General features: G+C 54.7%; 29 protein-coding genes and 5 tRNA genes. 19 read left to right on the forward strand and 15 right to left on the reverse strand.

Annotated features, from left to right (window positions below):
* Positions 1–19: 19 nt before the first annotated feature.
* The 3 genes from radC to BJF95_RS15050 all read right to left on the reverse strand — a co-directional run bounded on the left by radC (position 20) and on the right by BJF95_RS15050 (position 2,700).
* Positions 20–841, reverse strand: coding sequence for a RadC family protein (gene radC / locus BJF95_RS15040; RefSeq protein ID WP_175577270.1), 822 nt, complete (start codon positions 839–841; stop codon positions 20–22).
* Between the two features lie 39 nt (positions 842–880).
* Positions 881–1,717, reverse strand: a complete 837-nt coding sequence (map, locus tag BJF95_RS15045) for a type I methionyl aminopeptidase (RefSeq protein ID WP_075640214.1) — start codon at positions 1,715–1,717, stop codon at positions 881–883.
* Between the two features lie 89 nt (positions 1,718–1,806).
* Positions 1,807–2,700 (reverse strand): LysR substrate-binding domain-containing protein, encoded by an 894-nt coding sequence (locus tag BJF95_RS15050; protein ID WP_075640215.1) that lies wholly within the window; start codon positions 2,698–2,700, stop codon positions 1,807–1,809.
* Between the two features lie 105 nt (positions 2,701–2,805).
* Here BJF95_RS15050 and BJF95_RS15055 point away from each other — a divergent pair, with 105 nt between their 5' ends.
* Complete coding sequence (locus BJF95_RS15055) at positions 2,806–3,804, forward strand: YeiH family protein (protein ID WP_075640216.1); 999 nt, start codon at positions 2,806–2,808, stop codon at positions 3,802–3,804.
* On the opposite strand, the gene sfsA is transcribed toward BJF95_RS15055, so the two are convergent.
* Together sfsA and BJF95_RS15065 are read right to left on the reverse strand one after the other, a co-directional pair.
* Positions 3,794–4,516, reverse strand: a complete 723-nt coding sequence (gene sfsA, locus BJF95_RS15060) for a DNA/RNA nuclease SfsA (RefSeq protein WP_075640217.1) — start codon at positions 4,514–4,516, stop codon at positions 3,794–3,796. The two genes, BJF95_RS15055 and sfsA, sit on opposite strands and share 11 nt — an antisense overlap.
* Before the next feature lie 5 nt (positions 4,517–4,521).
* Entirely contained in the window at positions 4,522–6,411 is a 1,890-nt protein-coding gene (locus BJF95_RS15065) for a PHA/PHB synthase family protein (RefSeq protein ID WP_075640218.1), read from the reverse strand.
* A gap of 295 nt (positions 6,412–6,706) precedes the next feature.
* On the opposite strand from BJF95_RS15065, the gene BJF95_RS15070 reads away from it, so the two are divergent.
* The 5 genes from BJF95_RS15070 (at position 6,707) to recJ (ending at position 12,527) form a co-directional block, all read left to right on the forward strand.
* Complete coding sequence (locus tag BJF95_RS15070; protein WP_075640219.1) at positions 6,707–7,090, forward strand: hypothetical protein; 384 nt, start codon at positions 6,707–6,709, stop codon at positions 7,088–7,090.
* Positions 7,091–7,340: 250 nt separating this feature from the next.
* Positions 7,341–8,558: an LL-diaminopimelate aminotransferase gene (locus BJF95_RS15075; protein WP_075640220.1), complete on the forward strand. Its 1,218-nt coding sequence runs from the start codon at positions 7,341–7,343 to the stop codon at positions 8,556–8,558.
* Between the two features lie 75 nt (positions 8,559–8,633).
* On the forward strand, positions 8,634–9,956 hold the full coding sequence (locus tag BJF95_RS15080; protein WP_075640221.1) for a homoserine dehydrogenase: 1,323 nt from the start codon (positions 8,634–8,636) through the stop codon (positions 9,954–9,956).
* A 64-nt stretch (positions 9,957–10,020) separates the two neighbouring features.
* The gene (locus BJF95_RS15085; RefSeq protein WP_175577263.1) at positions 10,021–10,704 is read left to right on the forward strand and encodes an endonuclease NucS domain-containing protein; all 684 of its coding nucleotides are present in this window, start codon (positions 10,021–10,023) and stop codon (positions 10,702–10,704) included.
* Positions 10,705–10,724: 20 nt separating this feature from the next.
* Entirely contained in the window at positions 10,725–12,527 is a 1,803-nt protein-coding gene (gene recJ, locus BJF95_RS15090; RefSeq protein ID WP_075640223.1) for a single-stranded-DNA-specific exonuclease RecJ, read from the forward strand.
* Between the two features lie 105 nt (positions 12,528–12,632).
* On the opposite strand, the gene BJF95_RS15095 is transcribed toward recJ, so the two are convergent.
* The 6 genes from BJF95_RS15095 to gloA all read right to left on the reverse strand — a co-directional run bounded on the left by BJF95_RS15095 (position 12,633) and on the right by gloA (position 15,687).
* The gene (locus BJF95_RS15095; protein WP_075640224.1) at positions 12,633–13,022 is read right to left on the reverse strand and encodes a hypothetical protein; all 390 of its coding nucleotides are present in this window, start codon (positions 13,020–13,022) and stop codon (positions 12,633–12,635) included.
* Between the two features lie 123 nt (positions 13,023–13,145).
* A tRNA-Glu gene (locus tag BJF95_RS15100) sits at positions 13,146–13,220 on the reverse strand.
* A gap of 184 nt (positions 13,221–13,404) precedes the next feature.
* Positions 13,405–13,479: transfer RNA gene (locus BJF95_RS15105), tRNA-Glu, on the reverse strand.
* Positions 13,480–13,718: 239 nt separating this feature from the next.
* Positions 13,719–13,793 (reverse strand) — tRNA-Glu (locus BJF95_RS15110).
* A 409-nt stretch (positions 13,794–14,202) separates the two neighbouring features.
* The gene (locus BJF95_RS15120) at positions 14,203–15,045 is read right to left on the reverse strand and encodes a hypothetical protein (protein ID WP_075640226.1); all 843 of its coding nucleotides are present in this window, start codon (positions 15,043–15,045) and stop codon (positions 14,203–14,205) included.
* Between the two features lie 201 nt (positions 15,046–15,246).
* Complete coding sequence (gene gloA / locus BJF95_RS15125; protein WP_075640227.1) at positions 15,247–15,687, reverse strand: lactoylglutathione lyase; 441 nt, start codon at positions 15,685–15,687, stop codon at positions 15,247–15,249.
* A gap of 387 nt (positions 15,688–16,074) precedes the next feature.
* On the opposite strand from gloA, the gene BJF95_RS15130 reads away from it, so the two are divergent.
* The 5 genes from BJF95_RS15130 (at position 16,075) to BJF95_RS15150 (ending at position 17,932) form a co-directional block, all read left to right on the forward strand.
* Positions 16,075–16,653 (forward strand): cold-shock protein, encoded by a 579-nt coding sequence (locus BJF95_RS15130; RefSeq protein ID WP_075640380.1) that lies wholly within the window; start codon positions 16,075–16,077, stop codon positions 16,651–16,653.
* An 11-nt stretch (positions 16,654–16,664) separates the two neighbouring features.
* The gene (locus BJF95_RS15135; protein WP_075640228.1) at positions 16,665–17,132 is read left to right on the forward strand and encodes a DUF192 domain-containing protein; all 468 of its coding nucleotides are present in this window, start codon (positions 16,665–16,667) and stop codon (positions 17,130–17,132) included.
* Between the two features lie 217 nt (positions 17,133–17,349).
* Positions 17,350–17,426 (forward strand) — tRNA-Pro (locus BJF95_RS15140).
* 87 nt (positions 17,427–17,513) lie between these two features.
* On the forward strand, positions 17,514–17,819 hold the full coding sequence (locus BJF95_RS15145) for an ETC complex I subunit (RefSeq protein WP_075640229.1): 306 nt from the start codon (positions 17,514–17,516) through the stop codon (positions 17,817–17,819).
* 36 nt (positions 17,820–17,855) lie between these two features.
* Positions 17,856–17,932 (forward strand) — tRNA-Arg (locus BJF95_RS15150).
* 33 nt (positions 17,933–17,965) lie between these two features.
* Here BJF95_RS15150 and BJF95_RS15155 read toward each other — a convergent pair.
* The 4 genes from BJF95_RS15155 to BJF95_RS15170 all read right to left on the reverse strand — a co-directional run bounded on the left by BJF95_RS15155 (position 17,966) and on the right by BJF95_RS15170 (position 20,452).
* On the reverse strand, positions 17,966–19,042 hold the full coding sequence (locus BJF95_RS15155) for a tyrosine-type recombinase/integrase (RefSeq protein ID WP_083638826.1): 1,077 nt from the start codon (positions 19,040–19,042) through the stop codon (positions 17,966–17,968).
* The gene (locus BJF95_RS15160; protein WP_075640230.1) at positions 19,042–19,224 is read right to left on the reverse strand and encodes a hypothetical protein; all 183 of its coding nucleotides are present in this window, start codon (positions 19,222–19,224) and stop codon (positions 19,042–19,044) included. The genes BJF95_RS15155 and BJF95_RS15160 overlap by 1 nt, the downstream gene beginning before the upstream one ends.
* A gap of 92 nt (positions 19,225–19,316) precedes the next feature.
* Complete coding sequence (locus tag BJF95_RS15165) at positions 19,317–19,919, reverse strand: hypothetical protein (protein WP_139317516.1); 603 nt, start codon at positions 19,917–19,919, stop codon at positions 19,317–19,319.
* Positions 19,883–20,452 carry a S24 family peptidase gene (locus tag BJF95_RS15170; protein ID WP_245297330.1) on the reverse strand — a complete coding sequence of 190 codons (570 nt, stop codon included), beginning with the start codon at positions 20,450–20,452 and terminating at the stop codon, positions 19,883–19,885. Before BJF95_RS15170 ends, BJF95_RS15165 begins: the two co-directional genes overlap by 37 nt.
* A 103-nt stretch (positions 20,453–20,555) precedes the next feature.
* Between BJF95_RS15170 and BJF95_RS24675 the strand changes: the two genes are divergently transcribed.
* The 8 genes from BJF95_RS24675 to BJF95_RS15210 all read left to right on the forward strand — a co-directional run bounded on the left by BJF95_RS24675 (position 20,556) and on the right by BJF95_RS15210 (position 26,565).
* Positions 20,556–20,765, forward strand: coding sequence for a helix-turn-helix domain-containing protein (locus BJF95_RS24675; RefSeq protein WP_425348700.1), 210 nt, complete (start codon positions 20,556–20,558; stop codon positions 20,763–20,765).
* 228 nt (positions 20,766–20,993) lie between these two features.
* Positions 20,994–21,476: a hypothetical protein gene (locus BJF95_RS15180; protein WP_075640233.1), complete on the forward strand. Its 483-nt coding sequence runs from the start codon at positions 20,994–20,996 to the stop codon at positions 21,474–21,476.
* A 4-nt stretch (positions 21,477–21,480) separates the two neighbouring features.
* Positions 21,481–23,100, forward strand: a complete 1,620-nt coding sequence (locus BJF95_RS15185; protein WP_075640234.1) for a hypothetical protein — start codon at positions 21,481–21,483, stop codon at positions 23,098–23,100.
* Positions 23,097–23,849 (forward strand): hypothetical protein, encoded by a 753-nt coding sequence (locus BJF95_RS15190; protein WP_075640235.1) that lies wholly within the window; start codon positions 23,097–23,099, stop codon positions 23,847–23,849. Before BJF95_RS15185 ends, BJF95_RS15190 begins: the two co-directional genes overlap by 4 nt.
* Positions 23,840–24,388, forward strand: a complete 549-nt coding sequence (locus BJF95_RS15195; protein WP_139317517.1) for a hypothetical protein — start codon at positions 23,840–23,842, stop codon at positions 24,386–24,388. The genes BJF95_RS15190 and BJF95_RS15195 overlap by 10 nt, the downstream gene beginning before the upstream one ends.
* Positions 24,385–24,678: a hypothetical protein gene (locus tag BJF95_RS15200; protein WP_075640237.1), complete on the forward strand. Its 294-nt coding sequence runs from the start codon at positions 24,385–24,387 to the stop codon at positions 24,676–24,678. The genes BJF95_RS15195 and BJF95_RS15200 overlap by 4 nt, the downstream gene beginning before the upstream one ends.
* On the forward strand, positions 24,675–25,922 hold the full coding sequence (locus tag BJF95_RS15205) for a helix-turn-helix domain-containing protein (RefSeq protein ID WP_075640238.1): 1,248 nt from the start codon (positions 24,675–24,677) through the stop codon (positions 25,920–25,922). Before BJF95_RS15200 ends, BJF95_RS15205 begins: the two co-directional genes overlap by 4 nt.
* Positions 25,909–26,565: a transcription termination/antitermination NusG family protein gene (locus BJF95_RS15210; RefSeq protein WP_075640239.1), complete on the forward strand. Its 657-nt coding sequence runs from the start codon at positions 25,909–25,911 to the stop codon at positions 26,563–26,565. The genes BJF95_RS15205 and BJF95_RS15210 overlap by 14 nt, the downstream gene beginning before the upstream one ends.
* Positions 26,566–26,593: the final 28 nt, after the last annotated feature.

A 26,593-nucleotide genomic window follows, 5' to 3' on the forward strand; every position in this document is an offset into this window, starting at 1 on the left:
CTGTTTTTGGCTGAAACTGTCAGATCAACCGCAAGCCCTTCAGGCTGGCATGGCCTTGTTTGCCTATGATCACATGATCATGGACGGTGATGCCAAGGGGTTTGGCTGTATCAATGATGGTTTTTGTCATCTCGATATCGGCCCGCGATGGTGTCGGGTCGCCGCTGGGATGGTTGTGGACCAGAATGATGGCGGTGGCCGAAAGCTCCAGGGCCCGCTTGACCACTTCGCGTGGATAGACGGGTGTGTGGTCCACCGTGCCGCGCCCTTGTATCTCATCGGCAATCATGGCGTTGCGCTTGTCGAGAAACAGAATGCGAAATTGCTCGGTGGTCTCATAGGCCATGGCCGCATGGCAATAGTCAATGACGCTCGACCAGGATGACAGCACCGGCTTGCCCTTGATATCGCTTTTCAACATCCGTTGGGCCGCAGACGAGATCAGTTTGAGATCCAGCGCCACAGCCTCGCCAACGCCCTTGACCTCTTGCAAAAGGCTCAGTTGCGCGCCAAACACGCCAGCCAGCGAGCCAAAGCGATCAATCAGCGCTTTGGCAATCGGCTTGGTATCGCGCCTTGGAATGAGGCGGAACAGCAATAGCTCCAGCACTTCATAATCGGCCAGAGCATCATCGCCCTTGTCTTTAAACCGTAACCGCAAGCGGTCCCGATGGCCGTGGTAATGTTCCACGGCCTTGGTCTCTACAGGTTTGGCATCGACGCGGGTGGCTTTTCTTGACGCTTTTGGCGTTTGTGCAAGCTCGGCAAAAAAGCCGCGCTCGTCCTCCTCGAAGTTAAAAGAAACGCCATCTGGATCGCTCTGGAACTGCTCGGAGTCCATCTCGTTCAGGCCTGGGGTCCGTGGCGTTTTGGTCATTGCTTAGCCTTGCAATGGAGGAAGGCCTGGGCGATCGAGACCGGCAGGCGAGAGCGTGAAAATTTCGCAGCCTGTGGCGGTTACGCCGACGGCGTGCTCGTATTGCGCGGTCAAGGAGCGGTCGCGGGTGACAGCCGTCCAGCCATCAGCCAGCACTTTCACATGCGGCTTGCCAAGATTGATCATGGGCTCAATGGTGAAAATCATGCCTTCGCGGATTTCGGGGCCTTCATCAACTTCGCCATAGTGCAAAATATTGGGAACATCGTGAAACAGCTGACCAACGCCATGGCCACAAAAATCACGCACCACCGAGCAACGCTGGGCTTCGGCGTAAGACTGAATGGCCGCACCAATGGCTCCCGTACGCGCACCGGGCCGCACGGCGGCAATGCCGCGCATCAGGCATTCATGCGTCACTTCCAGCAGGCGCTCAGCCGCGCGCTTGATTTCGCCCACGGGATACATGCGGCTGGAATCGCCATGCCAGCCATCAACCACATAGGTCACATCGATGTTGACGATATCGCCCTCGCGCAAAGGCTTGTCATCGGGAATGCCGTGGCAAACAACATGGTTGATCGAGGTGCAGACCGAATGCCGGTAGCCTCGATAATTCAAGGTGGCGGGCAGGGCATGATTGTCCATGCCGAATTCAAACACGAAGCGATCAATCTCATTGGTGGTCACGCCCGGCTTGACCATGGGTGCCAAGGCATCCAGACAGCGGGCGGTGACATTGCAAGCCTTGCGCATGCCCTCAAATGCCTCTGGGCCATACAGGCGGATGGCACCTGTGTTTTTCAGCGGCGCTGTTGCGGCCTCGATATAATTCACCATTTGCTCTGTGTCCCGCTTCCAATTTCAGCGCTTACATACCGCAGCCGAAGGGAGTTCGTCCATGGTGAACCGCAGATTGTGATGAATTCTTAACGGAAACCGGCGTTTTGCGCGGACAATTTTAGAAATTGTCGTGCCACTTCGCTCAAGCGACGCTCGCGGTGACGAAGCGCTGAAAAATGACGCGAGGCGAGGCGAATCGGTGCCGCTTGCAGCTTGCCATTGTCAATCAGCGGCGCTGCGGTCGAGCGCGAAAGGGCTGCCGCACAATGGCCTTGCAAAACAGCCGATAGCACTGATTCATTGGATGGCAGTGTCAAAGCAATTTTGAGCGTGTCGGATGCAATGCCAAAGGTGCGTAAGGCATCTTCAAAATAAGCGCGCGTGCCAGAGCCGTGTTCGCGCATGATCCATGTCGTTGCCAGCAATGCGGCTGGCAAATCCTCATGCTGCGTCAAAAGCGGATGGCCGGGGGCTGCAACAATCACCATGATGTCTTCTGCAACATGTGTGCGGGCCAGTTTATCCGAAGACACATCGGCCTCAATAAAACCCAGTTCTGCAACGCCGGAAATCACCGCGTCTGCCACCGAGGTGGAATTGCCAATGGTCAGTGCCAATTCGATGTCCGGATAAAGAGCGTGAAAGCGCATCAATTGCTGCGGAAGCCAATGGCTGGCCACGGTCTGGCTGGCCTGTACATTCAGCTTGCCACGTTTCAAACCGCCAAGTTCGGCCAGCATCAGGGCCGCACTGTTGGCGCGTGCCACGGTGGCCTTGGCCTCATCCAGAAAAAGGCGGCCAGCCTGGGTCAATTCTATGCCCCGGCCAACCCGATCAAACAACAGCACGTCATGATTGGTTTCCAGCAAGCGAATGGCAGAGCTGACGGCCGATGGCGTCAGCCCAACGGCCTCGGCCGCACGGGTAATATGCTGCCGCTCGGCCACGGCAATGAAAATGGTCAGCTGTTCGAGGGTCATGATCAAAAACGTGCAATTTTATTGCATAAATTATGACATATTATGCGATGGAATCAAACGAATTGCGAGAGCAAATTGGGCGCACCCATTCAAAGAGGTTCTGCCATGCGCCCGTTTCACCGTCTTGTTTCACTCTATCCCGGAATTGCCCTGTCAGGCGGTGTTGCGCTTGGCGGATATGGCATCGCCTATCTCGTTCAACGGTTGACCGGGCAGACGCTGGTCGATGCGCTGGTCTGGTGCATTCTCTTGGGCACACTGATCAACAGTCTGTTTAGGCTCTCGCCCAAAATGCATGACGGCATTCATTTTTGCGCAAAAATCGTGCTGGAAGTGGCCATTGTGTTGCTGGGAGCATCGATCAGTCTGAGCCAGATCGCAGGCAATGGGCTGCCATTGGTTGTTGCCGTGGTTGTTGTGGTCTGTTGCGCCATCAGTTGCAGTTATCTGATTGGCAGGGCGCTTGGGTTAACCCATCCGCTGGCGCTGCTGGTGGCTTGCGGCAATTCCATCTGTGGCAATTCGGCCATCATGGCGGCGGCTCCGGTTATTGGCGCGGATTCCGATGATGTGGCCTCATCCATTGCCTTTACCGCCGTGCTTGGCATCATCGTGGTGTTGGCTCTGCCATTCATTGCCTTTCAAACCGGCTTGAGTGATCGTCAATACGGCATGTTGGCTGGAATGACGGTTTATGCGGTGCCGCAAGTGTTGGCGGCAACGGCGTCTTTTGGCACCATGAGTTTGCAAATGGGCACGGTGGTCAAGCTGGTGCGGGTGATGATGTTGGGGCCGGTTCTGTTGCTGCTGGGCATGCAGAGCGGGCAGGGTGGCAAAGTGCGTCTCTCCCACGTTGCGCCCTGGTTCATTCTTGGCTTTCTGGCAATGCTGCTGGCACGCTCGGCTGATCTTCTGCCTCATGCTGTGCTCCTCCCATCCCAGCAAGTGTCTGGCTTTCTCACCACCTTGTCCATGGCAGCCCTTGGCCTTCAGGTGAATGTCCGCAGCGTGCTGGCATCCGGTGGCAGGGTGCTGGCCACAGGCAGCCTGTCAATTGTGGCGCTGGCCGCTATTGCCGGTACCGCAATTCATCTCATATCATAAGCTGGTCGTAGCTTAAATCGATGGCAACAGCTTTGTGCGGTGTAATATGAGAAGGGCTGATCGCACATTTCACCGCATAGGCCTCAACCCCTTGCGCAATGGCCGCCTGAAAAGCGCGGCCATAACCCGGATCCAGATCATCGCAAATTGCCAGTGCCTCACAATCATCGCGCTGAATGATGTAAAGCATCACGGCGCGTTTACCGCTTTGCACCAGCTTGCTCAATTCATTCAGATGCTTGGCACCGCGTGTGGTGACGCTATCGGGAAACTCGGCCAGACCTTTTGTGCGGATGAAGTGGACATTCTTGACCTCGACATAGCAATCTTGCCGGTCCGGGCCTGAGAGCAGCAGATCAATACGCGAATTTTCGCCATAGCGCTGCTCGGTGCGCAAGGCCGTGTAATCGGCGAGATCGCCCACCAATCCGGCTTGAATGGCTTCAACAGCCAGTTTGTTCGGTAAGGCCGTGTTGACGCCCACCAGCGTGTTTTCAGCCTCAATCAGCTCAAAACCATAGCGATATTTGCGGCTTGGGCTATCGTGCATCGATAGCCAGATGCGAGAGCCGGGGGCGGTGAGGCCGCGCATCGAGCCCGTGTTGGGGCAAAAGCCGGTAATCTCCTCGCCGCTATCGAGCGTCGCATCAAAAAGAAAACGTTTGTAGCGGCGAATGAGGGTCGCCGGCACAAGCTCCGGGTTAAATTTCATCGCTGCTAAACACGCTCCAACACATAGGTGCCGGGCGCATCGGCAATGGCGTTCAGGGCCACGCCACCGGGCTTGCGCGCGGGCGTGCGCCGCTTGTCGAGGCTTTCAATCCAGCGCTGCCAATGGGGCCACCATGATCCAGGGTTTTCCTCTGCGGTTGCCACCCAGTCGTCAAAGTTCTCGGCCTTGAAATCGCCTGCCTGCTGAGTGTTCGTCCAATATTGATATTTCATTTTGTCGGGTGGATTGACAACGCCGGCAATATGGCCGGAACCGCTCATGACATAGGTGACAGGACCGCCAAAGCAGCCAGAGCCAACAAACACCGATTTGGCCGGTGCAATATGGTCTTCCTTGGTGGCCAGATTGTAGATCGGCACTTTCACGTCTTTCAGCGACAGGGTTTTGCCATCCAGTTCCATCCGGTCTTTGGCCAGATTGTTTTCCAGATAGCAATTGCGCAAATAAAACGAATGATTGGCGGCCCCCATGCGGGTCGAATCGGCATTCCAGAACAGCAGATCAAAGGCGGTGGGGTCTTGGCCCTTGAGGTAATTGTTGACGAAATAGGGCCAGATCAATTCCGATGAGCGCAGCATATTGAAGGCTGTCGCCATTTTTGAGCCATCAAGATAGCCTTTGATGCGCATGCGCTCTTCCAGATTGCGCACCTGCTCTTCATCAACAAACACTTTGAGATCGCCCGCATAGGTGAAATCCACCTGCGTGGTAAACAGGGTGGCGCTGGCAATGCGCTTGTCGCCGTCCTTGGCGTGCAGTGCCATGGCGGCAGACAACAGCGTGCCGCCGACGCAATAACCAATGGCGTTGACCTTTTTCTCGCCCGTCGATTTCTCCACCGCATCCAGTGCAAAATCGACGCCTTCGCGGATGTAGGACAGCCAGTCCTTATCGGCGTGGCGTTCATCCGGGTTGACCCATGAGATGACAAAGACGGTATGCCCCTGATCAACACACCATTTGATAAAGCTCTTTTGCGGATTAAGATCGAGAATATAGAATTTATTGATCCACGGCGGGCAAATCAAAAGCGGCCTTTTCAACACTTTCTCGGTTGTTGGCTCATATTGCAGCACCTCGCAAACGTCGCTGCGGGCAATCACCTTGCCCGGCGTCAGGGCCATGTTCTGGCCCAATGCAAATTTGCTGGTGTCGGTTTGGCGCAGTTTCAAATCACCTTTGCCAGCGGCCACATCTTCGGCAAACATCCTCATGCCCTTGGCGAGGTTGGCACCATGGGTGGCAATGGTTTCGCGATAAAGCTGCGGATTGGTCATGATGAAATTGGCAGGTGACAAGGCTGCCGTCATCTGCCGCATGTAAAAAGCGGCTTTGTGGCGGGTGTGCTCATCCAGACCTTCGGTGTTTTCCACCAGTTTTTCTGCCCAGTCGGACACCACCAGATAGGCCTGACGCAGAAAATCGAAGAAGGGATTGCGCTGCCAATCGGCATCAGAGAAGCGCTTGTCCTTAACGGGCTCTGGCGCGGGTGCGTTGACGCTTGCGGAAAGCTTGTTCAAGCTTTTCATCCACACACCAAACAGCGATGACATCAGATGGGTTTGGGCTTCAAGATTGCGCTTCGGGTCGCCCATCCAATATTCGCTGATGCTGGATAGCGTCTTGATCATCTCCACGGCAGGTTCAGATCCGGTATCGGTGATTTCACCCTTTTCGCGTGGTGCTATCCATGTGGATGCCGCTTTTCCAAGGCTTTCCAGCGCTCTGGCAAAGTTGACTGCCAAGGCCTCCGGATCTTTGACAATGTAGGGATCGACCAGACTGGGATCAAAACCGGGAATGTCAAAACCGCTGCGCTCTTGCTCGGTCCGGGCATCGCCTGTCTTGCCGTCGCTCTTTGATGCTGTGGTCAATGCCGTCTCCCCTCGGTCGCGAATGTTTTTTATAATTGCTTATCCTGCCTGATAATGACTACAAGTTCCAGACAGACGAAAATATGACGCTATGACTGGCTTGCATATTTTACAAGACTTTCATGTGTGGGTTGTGTCTGTTTACAGCGCCGTGCACCATAGATGGTGCATAAAGGACGCTGTAAAACTTTTAATCTGCTGCATAATTCCTTACATCGATTCCGGTGTAAGGAATTATGCAGTCGGTGGTAAGCTTGGCGCTCAAGGCTGCCGTATCAGTGGGTTGGATTTGAATATGACTGCAATCGTCTCCGGGGCGGCTTATCGCCGTATATGTGCCAAGATGTGTGCCAATGTGCTGGTTGTGGCCGCAGTGGTTACTGTCGCGGGCTGCGCTGCCAGCAACACAACAAACGTGAAGCCAGCAACCATGACCGCGCCCAAAAGCGTGATTGTAACAGGGCAGGCAGAGCCTGCAGACAATTATAAAACGCCGGATGGCTATCCTGATCTTTCAAGGCCTTTGACCGCTGCCAACAAGCAGATGTCGAATGACGATGCGCAGAAGCAGGAAGATACGCTTTCCAGCCTGGCGGCAAAGCGCAAAAAAGGCCAGATCAGCGAAGCGGAATACAACAAGCGCGTGGAAGAATTCCGCAAGCTTGGCCAAACGCAGTGACGTAAATTTTAGCGTTTGAGGCTCTTTCGAAGCGGGAAGGCCTTGCATTCCTGAAATTGTCATTGCAAATCGCAAAATGGCGTTATCGATCATGCCGTTCGGGTTGCAATTTGCAAATAAAAGCCGCGAATCGGTGTTGAATACGCTAAAATATCATTGCTCCGAGTTGATTGATCCGTTTTCGGGGCGGCTGAATGGGTAACGGGTCATCCGCCGGGTTTTAACTGCCCGCGGTTCAACGAGGTCTGAGATGGAAGAGTTTCATAAAGTTCGGCGCTTGCCGCCCTATGTTTTCGAACAAGTCAATCGTTTGAAAGCAAGCGCGCGAGCCGGTGGCGCGGACATTATCGATCTCGGCATGGGTAATCCAGATCTTCCGACCCCGCAGAACATCGTCGACAAGCTGTGTGAAGCAGTCCAGGACCCGCGCACACACCGTTATTCGTCCTCCAAGGGCATTCCCGGTTTGCGCAAGGCGCAGGCAGCCTATTATGCCCGCCGCTTCAACGTGAAGCTCAATCCCGACACGCAAGTGGTGGCAACCCTTGGCTCCAAGGAAGGTTTCGCCAATATGGCGCAAGCCATTACCGCCCCCGGCGACGTGATCTTGTGTCCCGATCCAACCTATCCCATCCATGCGTTTGGCTTCCTGATGACCGGTGGGGTTATTCGCTCCATCCCGGTTGAGCCGGATGAGACATTCTTTCCGCCGCTGGAGCGCGCTGTTCGCCACTCCATTCCAAAGCCTTTGGCCTTGATCATCAACTATCCGTCCAATCCGACCGCGCGAGTGGCATCGCTGGATTTCTACAAGGATGTGATTGCCTTTGCCAAAAAGCATGAGCTGATTGTGCTCTCGGATCTGGCCTATTCGGAAATCTATTTTGATGGCAATCCGCCACCATCGGTGCTCGAAGTGCCGGGTGCGATGGATGTGGCGGTTGAATTTACCTCGATGTCGAAAACTTTCTCCATGCCCGGCTGGCGCATGGGCTTTGCCGTTGGCAATGAACGCTTGATCGCAGCACTTGCTCGCGTCAAATCCTACCTCGATTATGGCGCGTTTACGCCGATTCAGGTGGCGGCAACTCATGCATTGAACGGCGATGGTACGGATGTTGCCGAAGTGCGCAATATCTACAAGCGCCGCCGCGATGTACTGGTGGAGAGCTTCGGCAAGGCAGGCTTTGAAGTGCCGCCGCCTGCGGCCACCATGTTTGCTTGGGCCAAAATTCCGGAAAAATTCCGCCATCTCGGCTCGCTGGAATTCTCCAAGCTGCTGATTGAAAAGGCTGACATCGCAGTTGCGCCCGGCATTGGTTTTGGCGAGCAGGGCGATGATTATGTCCGCATCGCGCTGGTGGAAAATGAGCATCGTATCCGCCAGGCCGCCCGCAGCCTCAAGCGTTTCATGTCGAGCGCCGATGAAACGCTGCACAATGTGATTTCGCTCAACGCCCATCGTTGATTTCACCATTCAAAAGGGCGGTCTGTTCCGGGCCGCTCTCTTCCCAAACGTCTAAAAGCATAGCAGGTATATGTCATGGCTGACGCCCTTAAGATCGGCATAGCGGGTCTCGGTACTGTTGGTGCGTCTCTGGCGCGGATTCTTCAAACACGTGCGAATGCGCTGGCTATTGCCTGCGGCAGGCCCTTGACCATCACCGCCGTTTCTGCCCGCAGCAAGGGCAAGGATCGCGGTTTCGATCTTGATGGTATTGCATGGTTTGATGATCCGATGGACATGGCCGAAAAAGCCGATATCGACGTTTTTGTTGAGCTGATCGGCGGGGCCGAAGGGGCTGCCGATCAATCGGTGCGTGCTGCTTTGTCGCGTGGTTTGCATGTGGTGACCGCCAATAAGGCCTTGCTGGCAAAGCATGGCGTGGCGCTTGCCAGAATGGCAGAAGAAAAAGGCCTCCTGCTCAATTATGAAGCTGCTGTTGCAGGCGGTATTCCCGTCATCAAGACCTTGCGTGAATCGCTGACCGGCAATCATTTTTCGCGCCTTTACGGCATCATGAATGGCACCTGCAATTACATCCTGACAAGGATGGAAAAAGAGGGCTTGAGCTTTGCCGATTGCCTCAAAGAAGCGCAGCGCCTTGGCTATGCCGAGGCCGATCCCACCTTTGATATTGAGGGCAATGACACTGCCCACAAGCTGGCAATTTTGACCACGCTTGCCTTTGGCAGTCAGATTGCGGCCGATGAGATTTATCTCGAAGGCATCAGCAATATCTCGATTGACGATATTCAGGCCGCCCATGATCTCGGCTATCGTATCAAGCTGTTGGGCGTGGCACTCAAAACCGCAACCGGCATTGAGCAGCGCGTGCACCCCACCATGGTGCCGCTGGATTCGGTGATTGCGCAGGTGGATGGCGTGACCAATGCCGTGGCGCTGGAATCCGATATTCTGGGCGAGCTTTTGATGGTTGGTCCCGGTGCCGGTGGCAATGCCACAGCCTCTGCCGTGCTGGGTGATATTACCGACATTGCCAAGAGCCGTCCGGGCGCGCAGCAGGTGCCTATTCTGGGGCGTCCTGCGCATCTGCTTGAGCCCTATGCCAAGGCGGAAATGACCCGCCATGAGGGTGGCTATTTCATTCGCCTAAGCGTTGTCGATCGCGCAGGCGTTTTTGCCAGCATTGCCACGCGGATGGCGGAGAACAATATTTCGCTCGAATCCATTGTCCAGCACGCCAAGTCGGCTGCATCCGGCGACGACACCAAAAATATCATTCTCGTCACCCATGCCACAATGGAGCACGCGGTGCGTCAGGCTGTGGCGGCCATCAAGGGCGAGGGCTATCTGCTGGGTGAACCACAGGTGATCCGCATTGAGCGCACCAAAGCGGCATAATCGTTGTTCAGGCTGATCTCAACTCTCTAGATTATGGGCACTGAGTATGGTTCAGAGACATGTTGTGGCTTTGCAATTAGCCAATGGTCAGATGCGATTTGAACCGCTCAAAGCTTGGTTGCGGAGTAATCCCGGACAGTTGCCTGCTGGTGTCTCTACTGAAGATAAGACATCTCATCAGTTGCGTTCTATCCTGAGAAGACAGGGATGGCAGGTGGAGTTCTTACCAGAAGAAGTTCGGCTTACGAAGTCAGGGACTGTATTTTCGGAAGAGCAGATTGCCACGGCTTCCGATGACGAATCTTTTATAGAAGATGAGCGTGAAGAGGATTTTGAGACTCGGTTTTCTTTGGAGAGCCAACTCAGGGATTTTATTTCAGGAAACTTGCCAAGAATTCCAATTAATGGTCGATATTTAAAGCTCTTCGTTGATGCAAACGGTGTTGATGGGGTTGAATATCAAGTCGGTGTTGGTCGTATTGATATTCTTGCGCTTGATTCCGACGGGTCATTTTATGTTTTTGAACTGAAAAGGGCAGAGAGCTCCGATCGCGTTCTTGGGCAGCTCACTCGTTATATGGGGTGGCTTAAGAAAACCATAGCGGCTGACAGAGAGGTCTATGGTGTGATTGTTTCGAAAGAAATAGGCTCGAACCTTCGTTATGCCGTTTCGGTTGTTCCGAATGTATTTCTCTTTGAGTATGCTATTCAATTTACCCTTAATGAGGCACATCAATTGCCAAGTTAATTGAAGGTCCGTTAATACTTATGTTTGAACCCGTTGATCCGATTGAGCGCGCCTTTTTAAACGTTGAATCCTCCGCCAGTGGTCAGCGCTGGGTATCGCGGCTGGATCAGGCCGGGCTCAACCGTTCGCTAGCGATTTCGCAAAGCCACGGCATTCCAGAGCTGGTTGCCCGCGTGCTGGCGGGCAGGGGCGTTCCGGTTGCTGACGCCAAAACCTTTCTCGATCCGACCATTCGTGGTCTGATGCCCGATCCATCCAGCCTGACCGATTGCGATGCGGCAGCGGCGCGCTTGATGGCGGCAGTAAAGCGCGGCGAACGGGTGGCGATTTTTGGTGATTATGATGTGGATGGCGCGGCATCGTCGGCGCTGTTGTGGCGTTTTCTCGCCCATTTTGGCGTGGAAGCCGAAATCTATATTCCAGACCGTATTTTTGAAGGCTATGGGCCAAACGCAACCGCCATTGGCCAGTTGATTGAGCGCGGCGCGCAGCTGATTGTCACTGTGGACTGTGGATCCACCAGCTTTGAAGCTCTGGAAGAAGCAAAACGCCGCAACATTGATGTGGTGGTTATAGACCATCACCAGATGGGCCATGAGCTGCCAGCGTGTCTGGCGCTGGTCAATCCAAACCGGGGTGATGATCTGTCAGGGCAGGGGCACTTATGTGCCGCTGGCGTGGTGTTCATGGTGCTTGTTGCCACGCTTCGGCAATTGCGCGATGCCGGCCATGCCAATGCCCGCTCATTGGATCTGCTAGCCTGGCTGGATCTCGTGGCGCTGGCAACGGTGTGCGATGTGGTACCGCTGAAAGGGCTAAACCGCGCCTATGTGGTCAAGGGGCTGATTGCAGCACGCCATCAACAAAACGCCGGTCTTGCCGCACTTTTGAAAGTGGCAGGCATTGGCGGGCCGGTGACGCCCTATCATTTTGGCTTTCTGGTTGGCCCGCGCATCAATGCCGGGGGCCGCATTGGCGATGCTGCCTTGGGCAGCCGCTTGCTGACGCTTGATGATGCCGCAGAGGCCGAGGAAATTGCCGCCCAGTTGGACGATCTCAACCGTCAACGCCAAGCCATGGAAGCGCAGATGCTGGCCGAGGCCGAAGCCGAGGCCATGGCCGAATATGGTGATGGTGAGCGGGCGTCTGTGATCATTACGGCCCGCGAGGGCTGGCATCCCGGTATTGTCGGCTTGCTGGCGGCGCGCTTGAAAGAGCGCTTCCAGCGTCCGGCCTTTGCCATTGCTTTTGATGGCTCTGGCAAAGGTGCTGGCTCTGGCCGCTCCATTCCCGGGTTTGATCTGGGCAAAATGGTGCGGGCGGCGGTTGATTCTGGCTTGTTGGTCAAAGGTGGCGGCCATGCCATGGCGGCTGGCCTGACGGTCGAGCGCGGTAATCTCGGAAAACTGCGAAGTTTCTTTGAGGAGCAATCCCAGAAAACGGTGATGGAGCTATCGGCCAATCGCGCTTTGAAAATTGATGGAGCAGTGAGTGCATCGGGTGCCAATCTGGCGTTGATTGACCTGTTGGAAACCGCAGGCCCTTATGGCTCTGGCCATTCTCAGCCGATTTTTGCCATTCCTGCCCACCGCATTCGTGATTCACGCCTGATTGGCACCAACCATGTGAAGGTCACGCTGGAAGCGCCAGACGGCAGCCGTCTTGATGGCATCGCCTTTCGAGCCAAGGAAACGCCGCTGGGCGATCTGTTGCTCGGCAAACGCGGCGATTCCGTGCATGTGGCGGGAACCTTGAGTGCTGAAGTGTGGCAAGGCTCCCGTCGCATCCAGATCCGCATTATCGATGCGGCACCGGCGTTTTAGAGACTGTCAGGTTCAGATTGAACCAGACAGTCTCTAAACGTCTTTGTTTGAGTTTGTCTGCTCAGAAAAACCGGATTCCACTTTTCCCTGACAGGCTCTAATCTTCTATTCTGCAATCACGCGAAGCGAGCGGCCGACGGTGCCTCGACCATAAATCATCACGTGGATTGTGGTATCGCCGCGCAGGATGCGCTTGCCATCGGCACGCGAGATTTCTCCCTGCGCCAGCATGGCCTCAGCCTTGGCGCGGTTTGCCTCGGATGCGAAGTAGCTGTCATCCTCGTCGCCGTCCTGGCGAATACCAAACTTATGATAATTGGCGCGATCTTGCCGGATAACCTGCCAAGGCTGTGTCAAGCGATCGCCTTTGGAATTGTAAAGATCGTCTTGGCCAATATAAGCGCTATAGCCATCAATGACCTCGTCAGACTTTGCGATGCCAGCCGATAAAGCAAGCGTTATCGTTGTAAACAGTAGAATTGAATGGCTTTTCATGACGTCCCCCGGTGATCAACAGGGGGCACGTTACTTTATGCGTTTCGCAAACGAAATCGCAATTGCGCTCAGAACGGATGATCACCGTGAGCATTTTTGGGTGCGATTTATGAAGGGGAACAGTGGCACGCCCTAGGGGAGTCGAACCCCTCTTTTCAGAATGAAAATCTGACGTCCTAACCGATAGACGAAGGGCGCGTGCTGTGAGGCCGCTTATAGGCATCGACTTGATTCATGGCAAGCGGAAAAATGATCTTTTTCCACAGACTTGCATTTTTTTTCTAACGCAGGACATGAGGAAAAATAGCGGCATACATCAGCCTTCATACGGCGTAACCGAATGTGCATTTTCAACTTCATGACAATTTTCTGGGAGAGACAGTGGCACGCCCTAGGGGAGTCGAACCCCTCTTTTCAGAATGAAAATCTGACGTCCTAACCGATAGACGAAGGGCGCGTGCTGTGTGGCGCTCTATTAATCGGAAGTGATTGTCGCCGCAAGAGGAAATTTGAATTTTTTGCCACAAAATTGAAAAATCTTCGTGGAAAATTTTCTCTGGTACACAGCGTGTTCGCTCTTCACAATCGAACAGCCTTGTTGCGCATTTGCAGGGCGCGCGAATGTGTGTGTGGCCAAAACCGACATGTTTTGACACGACAGACTATGAAAATCACAAATGTTGGGAAAATAAGCAGTGGCACGCCCTAGGGGAGTCGAACCCCTCTTTTCAGAATGAAAATCTGACGTCCTAACCGATAGACGAAGGGCGCGTGCTGTGTGGCCCTTATAAGCAGAGGTGGCGGAACTGGCAAGCGGTGAGTGTGGATTTCTGTCAGGAAAATGACAGGCAATTGAAAATAATAAATTTATTTCTGCTTTTCACGCCCATTCGCTCAAGCACCACCTATGCAAGCCTAAACGTCAGAGCCAGTGGTATCATGCTCCTGCATAATTCCTTAAATCCCAATCAAGTTAAGGAGGAAATTATGCAGCAGATTAAAAGTGTTACAGCGTCCTTTGGGCGCCCTATATGGCGCACGGCGCTGTAATGTGTTCTGCGCGCTTGCATTGTCAGGCAATGGGCATGGCGGCAATGGCAACGGCGCGATTCTCATGATGCTTTGGTATTTGTTGTCAGGACATGGCAACAATGCTGCCGGGTGACAGTCAAACAGTCGGCTACTTGCGCAATTTCGCCAGGAATTTTTTGATAAAACTGTCTCGCGTCATGCCTTGTGCCTGCGGGGCACCTTGAATCTGTTCCATCTGGCTTGCTGCAGTGGAGTTTGCTGCGGCCGGGGTGGCGGTTGGTATGCTGGCTTGCAACTGTGCGGTTTCAGCAGGGCTCAATTGGGTGGCCATGGCTTGAGTGTTTTGAGCAGGCGTGCTCTGGGCGGGCATTGTTTGAGCTTGCGCCGTGCTTTGGCGCATTTGCTGCATATTCTGCCGCTTGCTTGGGTCAGGTGCCAATCCCGCGAGGATCTCGGCCTTCGATGGACGCCGAGGTTGTTGCTCGGCCGGCATTTGCCGTGGTGCGGGTTCAGTGGGCTGGACTTGAGCGTCCTGCTCCAAAGGCGTTTGCAGGCTGTAAACACTGGCGACAGTGGCCTGTATCGACCGGCTTGGCATGCGAGACGGCACAATGCTGTTGTTGCCTTCTGTCTGCACAGCCGGCTCGGCCTGTGCTGTGAAAAGGCCGCCGCGCGTTGATGAAGCGCTCGGGCGGGGTGCCGCGGGCTCGGCTTGCGCTTCTTCAAGGTTGCCGGAGTGGGTCGGTGTTGTGCTTCGCGCCTCAGGCCCAGCATGTTGCGTCGTCACCAATGGATCCTTATAGGGACCTTTGTTGCGATACACCACTTGCGGCACATCGGCGTCACCAATGGATCCTTGGTCGGCAATCGGGGCTGGTGTCTTCGTGGTTGCGCAACTGCCAAGCATTGAGAGCGCAATCAAAGCTGTTGCGGCTTTCAAGGTGTGTGCGGGCAAGGTGCGCGTGCGGATCAAGTTGTTGCCTGACGTCATGTCATTCTCCGATTCAGACTGGGCGCACGGCTTGTTCAAAGCAGCATGCGGCGGATCTTATTTGAGAAGGACTGTCTCACGGTTAGCTTGCGTCAGGCGGGACGCCGCCCCGCGTGTGCGAGGCGGCTTTTGCACAAATCCAGAATCCGAACCGATTCCGGGTGGGCATGGCCAACAGGGCGTGTTGAAACGCCGTGTCAGTTACCAGCTGCCGGTGTTGGGCATGGATACCCAAGGCTCGGCAGGGGCAAGCGCGCCATTCTTTTGAAGAATTTCAATGGAAATACCGTCTGGAGACCGCACAAAGGCCATGTGGCCGTCCCGTGGTGGGCGGTTAATGGTGATGCCATTGTCCATCAGTTTTTGGCAAATGGCGTAAATGTCATCAACTTCGTAAGCGAGGTGGCCAAAATTGCGCCCGCCCGTATAATCTTCTGCATCCCAGTTATAGGTCAGCTCCAGGCACGGGGCCATGTCTTTCGAGGCATTTTCCAGATCATCACTGGCGGCGAGGAAGATAAGGGTAAAACGACCCTTTTCGTTTTCGATTCGACGCACTTCGGACATGCCGAAATGCTCACAGTAAAATTTCAGAGATGCATCAACATCTTTTACCCTGACCATTGTGTGAAGGTAGCGCATATTCAAATCTCCTAGTGCATCGATCCAAACGGAAGTTTCAGCGGAGTTTGGATAAATCGATGCATAAACAAAAGGCGAGTGCACGAAAGCATGAACGAAGTGAATGCGTCTGTGCACTAGGTGCCCGATGGATATGTCGCTTTATGGCCAATGCTTCAAGCATTGCATGGGTTTGCATTGAAAAAATAAAGCCTCGCGATAATTCCAATTGGCGAGCATTTCAAGGACACATAATGCCCGTCAGCCTCGAACAAGCTTTGAGCGGCAGAAACGACATGCAAATAAGTGAAACTAGGGCTTGCACAATGGCGTTAGCAAAATGTTAATCTAGTTTCAGGGAATCAGTTTACAATAGTCATGTTTGGCGTGGTTGAGGGACGAATTGAGATGGCGGAGAGAATTTCAGCGAATGGCTTCGTGGAATTCAGCGGGCTCTCGGACGAGGCCCTGGATCTTGTCGAAATCACAGGCGTTGTAAAATGGTTTGATGTCGCCAAAGGCTTTGGTTTTATTGTGCCGGACAATGGCATGCAGGATGTGCTTTTGCATGTCACCTGCCTGCGTCGTGATGGATTTCAAACAATTCTAGAGGGCACTCGCATTGTCGCGCTTATTCAAAAGCGTGACCGTGGCTATCAGGCCTTTCGTGTGCTTTCCATGGATCAGTCCACGGCGGTTCATCCATCGCAAATGCCACCCATGCGCACCCATTCCCAGGTCACCCCATCCAGCGGCCTTGAGCGGGTGATTGTGAAGTGGTTTAACCGCACCAAGGGATTTGGCTTTTTGTCGCGAGGCGAGGGCACTGAAGATATCTTCATTCATATGGAGACACTACGCCGTTTCGGCTTGACAGAACTGCGTCCCGGACAGACTGTGCTTGTGCGTTTTGGCGATGGCGATAAGGGCCTTATGGCGGCCGAAATCCACCCGGATAACCCAGTTCCGCTCGTGCGGGCTCACTAGAGATCATCACAATGACAGTTTTTGTCAGAAGCGCCTCTATGGCGCTTTTTTTAATCGTCCTTTCTGCCTTGCCCAGCCTCGCTGTGGATGCTTTTCGAAAAGGTGAGGCGATCATTGAGACCGTGACTGGCCAAAGGCACGTATTGCAGGTCGAATACGCCACGACAGCAGAAGAGCGCGAGCAAGGCTTGATGGGGCGCACAGTACTTGGGCCGAATGAGGGAATGATTTTTGATTTTTCTCGGCCGCAGATGGCAATTATGTGGATGAAAAACACCCCTCTCTCTCTGGATATGCTGTTTGTCGATGAAAAAGGCGTGGTGAGCCGTGTTGCTGAGAAAACCACACCTTATTCCGAAGATCTAATTCCGTCAGAAGGACTTGTGCGCTACGTGATTGAATTGAACGGTGGGCGCGCTGGCGCGCTTGGAATTCAAAAAGGGAGTCGGATCGTGCAGGGACTCCACCCGCCAAAATAGCCAAATCAGGACTTTGGCTGTGCTAGCGGACATTCTTGTGCTGGAAAGCGGTGGTTTTTCTCTGATGTTTTTAATGGAAATTATGAAGAGAAAATAATCCGTTAAGTCATTGTTGATTTTGTATTTTTCGGTGTTCAAGCGCAGGTTCAAAGAAAAGCGATTTTTCCTGTTGCGCACCGGGAATGAACCGTGTAGACACACTTTCAGTCGCCGGTCACGGAGTGTAGCGCAGTCTGGTAGCGCATCTGGTTTGGGACCAGAGGGTCGGGAGTTCGAATCTCTCCACTCCGACCATTCTTTCAACGATCTTTCGTTGAGGGTTGATGGTGATGAGGTGGCCGCTTTAAGCGGCTTTCTTCATTTTTATGGGGAATGGAAAACATGTCTGCAAAGATCTATCGGCCAGCCAAAACCGCAATGCAATCTGGAAAAGCCAAGACGCATTTGTGGGTTCTTGAGTTTGATGCGACCGAGCCGCGTTCCATTGATCCGATGATGGGCTACACCAGCTCCGGTGATATGCTGCAACAGGTCAAGCTGACATTTGAAACACTTGAACTTGCTGAAGCTTATGCAAAGCGCAACGGAATTGAATATCGCATTATTCATCCCAAAGAAGCGCACCGCCAGGCTGTTTCTTACTCCGACAATTTCCGTTTCAGCCGCACCCAGCCTTGGACGCATTGATCGTTACGCTGAACGGCCTGATTTGCAGACTTATCCGGCCCCTTAGCTCAGCTGGATAGAGCACCTGCCTTCTAAGCAGGTTGTCGCAGGTTCGAATCCTGCAGGGGTCGCCATTACTCTGATTTATCCTTGTAAGCCCTTGAAAATTAAAAGCTATTTTTGAGGTGAGGGGTTTTTGATTCAGGGTGAGGGGATAGATTGTTCCCGTTTAGTTTCTGAGCAGCCGCCTGAGCCAATTTTTTCTGGTCCGCATTCTTGGTATAAAGAGCGGCCATGGCATCGGAACTCCAGCCAAACAGCGCTTTAAGTTCGGCATTGCTGCCACCAGATTCCGCCAGCTTTTGCGCCATTGATTTCCTCAGGCCGTGTGCCCGAACGTCCAGTCCAGCTTCCTTGCAAACGTCGCCAAACCAGTTGCCAAACGCTGCCGCCGATTTGAACGGTCTGCCGTGGATGGGCGTGACGACGAAGGCGAGGTGGCCTGTCTTGGTATTGCTAAGAGTTTCCGCTAAAATCGGGTGCAGGGGGATGAATAGTTCCGCCCCGTTCTTCTCGGCCCGAAACTCTATGATTCCATTTTTGATGTGCTGCGGGCCAAGTCGATAAACGTCGGATCGGCGCAAGCCGGTAAACAGCATCATTTCCATGGCAAGACGTGCCGGGGTGCCGGGGCCGTGGTGGCGATAGAAGTTGATCACATCCTGCTCGGTCCAAGGAACAAAGCCGGTTGATTTCACCTTGGGCCGCTTAACGCCGCGCACCGGGTTTTCGCGCGCATATCCCGCATCAACTGCCCATTCAAACAAGTAGCCCAAAATTTTCATATAGGTCACGGCGGCGTGTGGTGTCTCTGCACGGCGGTCGCGGCCTTTGGCAATTGCCGCGCGGTCGATCTGCGAAATGAGCATCTTGCCGCCTGTCTTGCAAACAGCTTTCAAGACATTGCGGCGCACGGCTTGGGTTGATTCTTTCAAGCCCTTGAATGCGGCGCTCTGCTGGTATTTCTCCACCAGCCATTCCAATGTGAATTTCGAGGGGGATGTTTGATCGACGGGCGTGCCCGCAATCAACCGTTTCCATGCTGCGATAAATTCAGGCGAACCATATTCATCAGGCAACCGCGTGCGCTTTCCGTCACCTATACGGAAATACCAGGCGGTTTTGCCGTGTCTGGTCGTTTGCTTTTGCACATATTGGTATCTGGGGCGCGGCATGTCTTCCATCAGAGATAACCTCCTGCACTTTCCGCAAGCTGTTTTTCGCTGATCTGGCCGTTATCCCCGTTAAACACAACCGCACCATCCGCCTCAACGCGGATGGTTTTTATTTCCACACCTGCTTTTCGTACCGCTTTGATGGCGCGGGCAACAGAGTCCTCGGTGAAGGGAATGGTTCGTCTTCCCATGATGTTTCCTTTGCCTTATTTTTGTGTTTGTGAGGTGCGTGCAGGATATTTCCAGCCGATACCCGCTGAGAAGCGCCAGCCGAAACGCGCGCTCATAGGTGCTTCGTGCGCCTGCTTTTCTCGTCACGGGCGGCGGCAAGCGTTGAGAGGTCAGGCAAGGTCACACGTGAGCCGTCTGCTAAAGTGGTTGTGTGAGTCCGAATAAAGGGGAACTGCTCTTTCAACACGCCTTTGCGGGGCGTTGTGGGCTGGTTTTCAGTGGCGGGCTTGGCTTGTGGCTTTTCAGGTGCGGCACCCGGCAGAAACCATTTTCCCTTGCCGTTGTGGGTACAGCCAAGATCACGCAACCATTCTCGCGCCGTGTTGGCCGCGCACGCCAACGTTTTTGCCATTTCGGTTGGTGTAATCCCTTCCTGTACCAATGCCAAAAGCTCTTCGTCGTCTGGGCGCTTTATGGGGCTCGTAAATGCCATTTTTGCTTTGTCCTTTGCGTCTTGGCTCTTAGCTATACCGATGGGAACCATTCCAGATCGGCTGTGGCTTGGAGATTTCATCGTCAAATGATGAATGACGCATAATATGCGCAAACGGATATTTACTGTAAATAGAAAAATGCGCAAACGAATATTTATTTTCCGTTCGCGGATAAAATGAATAACTAGCGCGGCTTTATCCAGTCGATGGGAGCTGCCCACTCGACCACTTCATCCACCATGTCGGGGAATAGGGCGTTTATGCTTGAGAGCGTCCATGTGTTTGGAGTTGTGCCTGGGCGGATCGTTTTAACGAATATCCGTCCGTCACCGAGTTGAACAACTGCACGCCGATTTACCATATCGCCGGGAGGAAGTGTTCTGGAATAATAGAGAAGCGTGCCTTCCTCATATGCTGGAAACATAGATTGGCCTGAGACTTCGACAGCTACTGTGTCCGGGTGTGCTTCCGATGGAGCGTCAACGTAGTTCTGCCCGCCGTCGTCTATCGCGTAAATCTCTTGTCCAGCACCTACTTTGCCCATCAATTTGACTTGGGTGCAGGGCTTGTCGCTCGATCTGCCGAACTCCTTTTCATAAAGTTCGCGAATTGCATCCCTGTGGTGGCCTTCTGGTTCTGAGCCGGATTTCCATCTGAATACGGTGGATTGAGAAACAGAAAAGTGAGCGGCCAGTTTCATCTGGTTCCACTTTTTTAGCGCCAATAATTCTGCAACTTGCTTCGCTACATCCATGTTCATATGCATATTATGAAACCTTCAATTCAAAAAATCCGTTTGCGGATAAAATTTGTATTGATAAATATCTGTTTGCGCATATTATGCGCCTATGAACACGATGCATTTCATCCGTAAGACGTTGCTTAACCTCAGCCAGTCTGAGTTTGCCTCCATTTTGGAGGTTTCGCAGTCGACTGTGTCCCGTTGGGAGCGTGGCGTCGCCCCCTCGCTTGATGAGATGACTAAGATTCGTGCCGTCGCAATTCTGCGAGGTGTCGAGTGGCAAGATCGTTTCTTTTTTGAAGTTCCAAACGAGTCCTCCAAATGAGCGTCTCGTTTTATCAATTTTGTGTTCCAGCCAGCAAATCGCGCACGCCTGCCTGCGAAGCTTGCGCGATCCGCACCGGGTTATATGGCGTCTGGCCCGGTGCGGACATTTATCATTTCCCATGCGGGCCTCCCTAGCGGTGTAGCTGGTCCTTCCTACGCGCCTGAGACGTGGGGATCATAGAATCATTTTCGCTTTTTGTTTCCTTGACTTGATCGGGGTGTTTTCGTGCGCCGTTTTTCTGAGAATGAATATCTGTCGCTGAAGCGTGTGCTGGATGTGGCCTATGAGCTGGCCGGTGGCGTTTCGGTGCTTCGGCATGTGACCCGCGTTAGCATTTCGCAGCTGTCCAAATATGCATCGGCGTTTAAATCTGCGCTGGATGATCCGCGCTCCGATGAAAAGACCTTCATTCCGGTGGACGTTGCCATTGATGTGGATAGGGCGGCGAAAGAGCCTTTGATCACGGCCAAGATGGCGGAATTGCTGGGCTACCGCTTGGTGGCCGCAGAAGAGCGCCTTGCGCGTGCCGGGGTTCTTTCGGTGGAAGACGCTTTTCGCATTATCGATGAAGCCACCGATTTTTGGCGGCTCACCCGCGAAGCCTTTGCCGATGGCCGAATCGATGCGCTGGAGCGCCAGCAGCTACGCTACAAAATCGGCCAGTTGATCCGGGCCGCCCACATCATTTCCGATAAGTTGGAGGATTGAGGCGATGGCCGGTTATGTGCCCGTTAAATTCCCCAAGCCCGGTTCTGCCGGGCTTCCGCTTATTGAGGCTGCCTTGCGCGATGGTGAGGTGTTTACCACCGATTCGCAGCAGGCGATTGCTGCGGCCAAGTGCCTGAGCAACGGTTATCTGACCCGTGATCAGCAGAATGGGAATCGCTGGTTTCCAACGGATAAGGGCCGGGCGATGCTGGCGGCGCGCAACGCGCTTGCGCCTGTCTCGCCGGATGCTGTGCGGCTGGTTGATAGCGTGGGGCAGGCGCGCGAATTGTTCGCAGCGGGCGATCTGGTGGCGGCGCGCGATCTTGCGCAGTTTGCCTATTCCAGCGCGCCCGCCTTTGCTAAAATGGCCGCGAAACTGCGGTTGAAGGATGCCCTTGAGGCTTGCCAGCGTATTCAAGCCGATGCGCTGGAAGTTGTCAGCTATTCCGAGATCCACATTGCCACAGATTGGGAACGGCTTTCCGCAGAAGGCAAGACCCATCGCGGGCGGCCAAAAAGCGTCGTCGTTGAAGACGCTTTTACCGCGCTGGAAGTTGGCCTAACGCGGGATCAAATCCACAAGGCCAAAAAGCTGCGCGATGCTGAACATGCGCAACCGGGCTTTATTCGCCGCACGATTGAAGTGTTGGTGCGCAGCGGCGTTGCGCCCACCAAAGCCGGTTTGCGCGCGGCCATTGGCACCAAATCGGCCAGCAAAGCCGAAAAAGGCGTCCAGCTTTACGAGACACCTATTGAAGCCATGCGCACCCTGCTGGCGCTGGAAAGCTTTTCCGCGACGGTGAAAGAGCCGTTTGTGGGCAAAGGCGCGATTTTAAAGCCGCTGGAAGAGGCGGGCTATGATGTGCTGATTGCCGATCTGGAAGATCGGGGCATCACCACGCAATACGGCGAAAAACAGCAGGTTGGCGATTTTCTGTTGTCGGACCCGCAAGATACCGTTGGCATGGATATTGTCAGCAATCCTCCTTACGATGACTTGGCCAATGCCTGCATTGCCCATGCGCTCAAGGCTCACAAGCCGCGCAAGATGGCGATGTTGCTCAACTGGAATTTTGCAGCAGGCTTTGACGATCCAAACCGCCGTTTTGTGATGGAAGAGTGCCCGCCAAGCCGGGTCTATCTCTTCACCAAGCGGTTGCCGATGATGCACCGCGACGGCTGGGACGGGCCAAAGGCCACAAGCCAGATGAATACGGCGTGGTTCGTCTGGGAGCAAAACGAAGACGGCTCTTATGGTGCGCCGGGGCAAGGCTTCACCACGTTTCGGGTGTTCTGGCCCGATTTTGAATATGCCGAACCGGCGCGCCCAGGTGATGGCGGTCATTGGACCGGGCCTATGGTCTTTCGTGAGCGCGAAGAGGATTTCACCCGCCAAACGCCAAAGCTGACCGATGCGGAAAAGCTGGATGCCGTGCGCGGGCGGGCGCTGGCATGGATGGAAAATTGCGGCTGGTTCAACATGGATATGTTGCGCAGGGGCGTCAGCATCCGCCCGACCACAGCCTCGGCCTTGGTGGCCGAGCTGGTGGAACATGGCGCTATTGTTGAGAGCGGCGGCGGTTGGCGTTGGGCCGGTGTTGCTGGTCAAGGCGGTGCGGCATGACCATCGCTTTGAAACACTTCCATGGCAAATCCGTGCAGCCACTGCGCATCCTGATTGGGTGCGAAACATCGGGTGTTGTCCGTCGCGCCTTTGCGGCTCTGGGCCATGATGTTTGGTCTTGCGATCTGCTGCCCGCCGATGACCGCAGCAATCGTCACATCATGTGCGATGTACGCGATTTGCTTGGCGATGGTTGGGATTTGCTGGTCGTACTTCATCCGCCATGCACCCGGCTGTGTAACTCCGGTGTTCGGTGGTTGAGAGAGCCACCGAGGAATGCGCCCCGCGATGCAACCCCTGAAGAAAGAGCCGCCTGGGCGGCGATGTCGCGTGAAGACAGGCTGCGCATCATGTGGCGGCTGCTGGATGAGGGGGCGGCGCTGTTTTCCGATTGCTGGAATGCGCCAATCGAGCGCATCGCGGTTGAAAACCCCGTCATGCATCTGCACGCGAAACAGCGGATACGGAATTATCAGAAGGCTGCGCAGACCGTGCAGCCGTGGTGGTTTGGTGATCCTGCATTCAAGGGCACGTCACTCTATCTGCGCGGCCTGCCGCCATTGGTTGCCACCAACCGCCTGACCCCGCCACAGCGCGGCACGGATGAGCATAAAATCTGGTCTGGCGTGCATCGGGCCTCACCGGGCGCGAACCGCTGGCAAATCCGCTCCAAGACGTTTCCGAGCATCGCGGCTGCAATGGCGTTGCAATGGGGCGGCCACGCCGTGGAGGCAGCGGCATGCGTATGACCGATCCAAAGCGCGACCGCGAAAAGGTGGCCATCAACCGGCTGCGCGCCACGGCGGATCGTCGATCTGGCGACATTTGGACCGTGGAAGATCGGCGCGGTGGCTTGCGGGTTATTGTGCGCCGTTCCACCGGCGAGGATGCCCATGTGGCCACCATCCACGCGGATGCGCTGGATGATGAGCGCGACCTGATATGTGGCGCGCTTGGCAATCTCTTGCTGTTTCTACGCCTGTTTGATCGTGCTGCCAATGCTGTTCGCGATTTGCGCGGGCAGCTGGAGCGCGGGCAGGCGCAAGCGCACAAAAAAAACTATTCGGCGCAAGCCGCCATGCTGCTGTCGGACAGGGCGTTTCAACGCTTTCTTGAGGGCAAGGGGGCAGGCGGGCCGGTGCGAGACAAGGGGGCGGCGGACACGCGCCTGAAAAGCCTTCTCGCCATTTCCAGCAAATCACAGATCAACACGGTTGAGCGCGCGCGGGCTGCCTTTTTGGCGCTGCGGTGCGAGTTCGACGCGTGGAAACGCGGAGGTACGCAATGACGGATATTTTGCCAATTGTTGAGCAGCTTTACGACTGCCAAACGGATGCCGAGCGGGCCGACTGGCTGTTGCGCGTGCCGCAGGGTGTTATCTTGCGCGATCTTTCCACCATTCGCACCGCATTGCGCACGGCTGGCTTTCTGGCCGGTGTGGCCTGCCTTGAGGTGGAGTTTGCGGCGCTCAATGCCACGCGCCTGCCGGATGGCGGATTAGCAGAGGCGCATGTGGCGGCGGTGAAGGATGCCCGCATTTTTCTGGAAACTATTGTCTGCAAGGGAGGTCTGGCGTGAGTGCTGAAGCCACGATCCGGCGCGGGGTTCGCAACGCGCGTTACACCACAGTGCCGAACCATGTGTTTGAGGATGACCGGCTTTCTATGGAAGCGCGGTGGTTGCTTGGCTATCTGCTGTCCAAGCCAGATAACTGGACGGTTGTTGTTGGCGATATCGTGAAGCGCGGCAAATGCGGGCGCGATAAGGCCCGCAAGATGATCGCCGAGTTGGTCGAGATCGGCTATGCGGAACGGGAACAGACGCGCGACGACGGCAAATTCAGCGCCTCGGTTCTGGTGATCTATGATGAGCCGCGCGATGTGGTGCCGGTTGCAGATCCAGCCGCTTCTGAAAGTGTTGCATTTCTACCGCAGACTGATTTACCGGCGACGGCAAAACCGTCGCCGGTTTTGCCGTCGCCGGTAAAATCGGCACCTAGTAAAGACTTAAAGATAGTAAATACTGAATCTCTACCAAGCGGAGAGGCCCTTGCCGATGATTTGGAAAGTGCCCCGGCATCTGACGTCCCGGAAAAGGGGCAGGGACGGGTGGAGCGGGAACGTGCCAGTCGTCAGTTTGACGTTTGGTTCAAAGCTTGGCCCAAGCCCGGCAGTCCAGTCTTTGCCCGCAATGCTTGGTTTGCGTTGTCGGCTGATGACCGCGCCGCCTGCATTGAGAAAACACCGACCTATCTGGCATGGGCCAAGCCCGAGGAACTGACAGCACCAGCGGTCTACCTGAAGGGCCGGGCGTGGAATGACGTGCCAGAGGATTTCTCGACGGATCAAGCGCCAGTGCGTGAGCTTGCCAAGCCTTGTGGCAAACTTTGGATGGGCACGCGACTGGAAGCGCTGTTCGGCGAACCCACGGGCCGCTTTCATATCACGAAGTTTGACGAAGCCCGCCTTGCAAATGGTCTGATTAGCCGGGAAGCATTGTTGCGAGAGAAGCGCCGCGACCATGGCTGGCCGCTTGTCTGCGGTATGCAGGACTTTGCGCGGCGAGATGTGCCCTTCTTTGGCTTGTTGACCCTGAAACCCTTTGTTGCCGATTTCCAGAGGGTAGAGCGCGGAACGCCTTTGCTGGACGCATGGCGACGGTTGCATGAGCGCCGGGGCTGGCTGTTTGTCGATGGCCTGCGCGACTGGAACTATTTCCCGCCCATTGAAGACGGCGCGGATGATCTCGATGCGGCTGTGGAAGCGGCGCTCGAACACTTCAAAACCAAGATCAGCAAGGAGCGCACCAATGATGCAGCATAATGGAAACCTCTTGCGTGGCGTTTCAGATCAGGGGCTTTTGAAGCTTGCCCAGATCAATGAGGCAGAGGCTAGCCGCCAACGCATGATTGCCATGGCGCGGCAGGATCGGCCTGGCTTTGAGCAGGTGGCCCGCTGGCTGGTGGCCAGTTGCCAGAGTGGCACCGAACAGGCTGCTCGTGATTCCTTGCAAGAGCAGCGAATCGAATGCTGGTGCCCTTGTGAAAAGCTGCGGTATCCGCCACGGCGCGGCAAACAGGCTGTGGAAATTCAGCGGGCAATTTTTCGCGGCTATCTTTTTGTAAGGGTGATTCCAGACAACGAAGCCTTTGTCGGCCTGTTGGTGGCATCGAAGTTAAAGGGGCTGATGGGGCAGGATGGCAAGCCTTATCTGATGCCGGAAACTTTGATGAGCAAGCTGATGTTGTCGGTCAAAAAATCTGAGCGAAAACATATGGATGGCGAGAGCCTGCCGGTGATGCCGGATCTGCTTGGCAAGACGGTGACAATCCGCTCTGGACCGTTTGCCGAGTTCGTTGTGACGGTGCGCAAGGTTCTCTCCAAGCGCGGGCAGGTGGTTGTTGATGTGCCCCTGTTTGGCGGTATGAGCGAAATCATCTTGGGTGTTGACAGCGTCGTCGCGTGAGATTATCGCTCGAAATGTGGAAAGGCGA

It is taken from the genome of Rhizobium oryziradicis, assembly GCF_001939045.1.
Classification (GTDB): Bacteria; Pseudomonadota; Alphaproteobacteria; order Rhizobiales; family Rhizobiaceae; genus Allorhizobium; species Allorhizobium oryziradicis.